Raw genomic sequence first — 2,139 nt, 5'->3', positions numbered from 1 at the left:
GTGGACATGGCCCATCACGTTCACCGACCACGACCGCGCCCAGCTCTCCGGATCGGCGGAGGTGGCCAGCTCCGGATCGGGGTCGCGCTCCAGGATGCCGGCATTGGAGCAGTAGAGCGCGATGGGACCGATCCCGGCCTCGATGCCTGCGAGGGCAGCGGCAACCGCCTCCGGGTCGCCCACGTCGATGGCATAGGCCCGTCCGCCGAGTTCCGCCGCCACGGCCTCAGCCCCGGCGCCGTCGCGGTCGAGGGCGACCACGGTCGCGCCCCGGGCCCGGGCCGCCGCGGCGAGCGCCCGGCCGATGCCCCGGGCGGCACCCGTGACGGCGACGACGCGGCCGGAAAACTCCATGCTCAGGCCCCCGCCCGCTCGGCGAAGCCCCAGGCCGCTTCGGCAAGCTTCGGGACGCGTGCCGCCATGGCGGCGGCGTGCTCGCTCGCGGCGTTGCCCGCCTTGGCGCGGGCGGCCACACCCTGCAGGATGCCGACCAGCCGGAACAGGTTGTAGGCGAAGTACCAGTCGAGGTCGGGCAGGCTTTTCCGATCCGCCGCCCGGCAGTAGAGCGCCACCGCCTCGTCCCGTGTGGGAATGCCCAAAGCCGGCAGGTCGAGCCCGCCGAGCCCGCTGCGCCCGTCGGCCGGCAACTCCCACTGCATCAGCAGGTAGCTGAAATCGGCGAGCGGGTCGCCGAGCGTCGACAGCTCCCAGTCGAGCACCGCGCTGACGCCGCCGTCGCGGGAAAAGATCAGGTTGTCGAGGCGGTAATCACCGTGGACCACGCAGGCGCCCTGCTGCTCCGGCACGGTCCGAGGCAGCCACGCGATCAGCCGCTCGACGTCCTCCAGGCGCCCGTCCTCGGCGGCGCGGTACTGGCGGGTCCAGCGGTCGACCTGCCGGGCGAAGTAGTTGCCGGGCCGGCCGTAATCGGAGAGCCCCGCCGCCTCCGGGTCGATGGCGTGCAGGCGCGCCAGCGTGGCGATCATGCCGGCATAGTGCCGGTGGCGGGCATGGGGATCGAGGCCCGGCAGCGCCCCGTCCCAGTGCACCGCGCCGTCCACCGCCTCCATCACGTAGAAGGCCGCGCCGATGATGTCCGGGTCCTCGCACAGCGCGAAGGGCCGCGGCACCGGGAAACCCTCGCCGTAGAGGGCGCCGATCACCCGGAACTCGCGGTCCACCGCGTGCGCGGAGGGGAGGAGCGGGCCGAAGGGTTTTCGCCGGAGCACGTAGGCCTGGGCGGGCGTGTCGAGCCGGTAGGTCGGGTTCGACTGACCGCCGCGGAACTGCCGCACGGTGAGCGGGCCGGCGTAGCCGCGGACGTGGCCCTCCATCCAGGCGGCGAGCTTCGCCTCGTCGATCCGGTGGCGCGGCTCGACCGGCTTCACGCCGGAGAAGACATCCGCGTCGCTCATGCGCCCTCGCGGGCATTGGTGTAGCGCCCGAATTCCAGCCGGGCGATCGAGCGGTTGTGGACCTCGTCGGGCCCGTCGGCGAGCCGCAGGGTGCGGATATGGGCGTACATCCTGGCGAGCCCGAAATCCTCCGAGACGCCGGCCCCGCCATGGGCCTGGATCGCGTCGTCGATCACCTTCAGCGCCACCCGGGGCGCCGCGACCTTGATCATGGCGATCTCGAGCTTGGCGCCCTTGGCGCCGACCTTGTCCATCATGTCGGCGGCCTTCAGGCAGAGGAGGCGGGCCATCTCGATGTCGATCCGCGCCTCCGCGACCCGCTGCTCCCAGACCGACTGCTCGGAGATCCGCTTGCCGAAGGCGACCCGGGACACGAGGCGGCGCGCCATGGCCTCCAGGGCCACCTCGGCGGCCCCGATGGTGCGCATGCAATGGTGGATCCGGCCCGGCCCGAGCCTTCCCTGCGCGATCTCGAAGCCGCGGCCCTCGCCCAGGATCAAGTTCCCGGCCGGCACGCGGACATGCTCCAGCACCACCTCGCCGTGGCCCTTGGGGGCGTCCTCGTAGCCGAAGACCGGCAGCAGCCGCTCCACCCGCACCCCCGGCGTGTCCATCGGCACCAGGATCTGCGTTTGCTGCCGGTGGCGGGGGGCGTCCGGGTCGGTCTTGCCCATCAGGATCGCGATCCTGCAGCGCGGGTCGCCGACGCCGGTCGACCACCACT

General features: G+C 72.7%; 3 protein-coding genes. All 3 read right to left on the bottom strand.

Annotated elements, in window-relative coordinates:
• The coding region (locus I53_RS17715) for an SDR family NAD(P)-dependent oxidoreductase (protein ID WP_043353021.1) at positions 1–354 on the bottom strand (354 nt) is incomplete at its 3' end.
• Positions 355–356: 2 nt separating this feature from the next.
• On the bottom strand, positions 357–1,415 hold the full coding sequence (locus I53_RS17710) for a phosphotransferase family protein (protein ID WP_043353020.1): 1,059 nt from the start codon (positions 1,413–1,415) through the stop codon (positions 357–359).
• Positions 1,412–2,139: acyl-CoA dehydrogenase family protein (locus I53_RS17705; RefSeq protein WP_043353018.1), on the bottom strand; the 728-nt coding region annotated here is incomplete at its 5' end. The genes I53_RS17705 and I53_RS17710, both read right to left, overlap by 4 nt.

Origin of the sequence: Methylobacterium sp. B1, from assembly GCF_000333255.1 — a bacterium.
GTDB lineage: Bacteria > Pseudomonadota > Alphaproteobacteria > Rhizobiales > Beijerinckiaceae > Methylobacterium > Methylobacterium fujisawaense.
The sequence above is the reverse complement of the archived record's forward strand: the minus strand, read 5'-3'. Positions and strand labels throughout refer to the sequence as shown.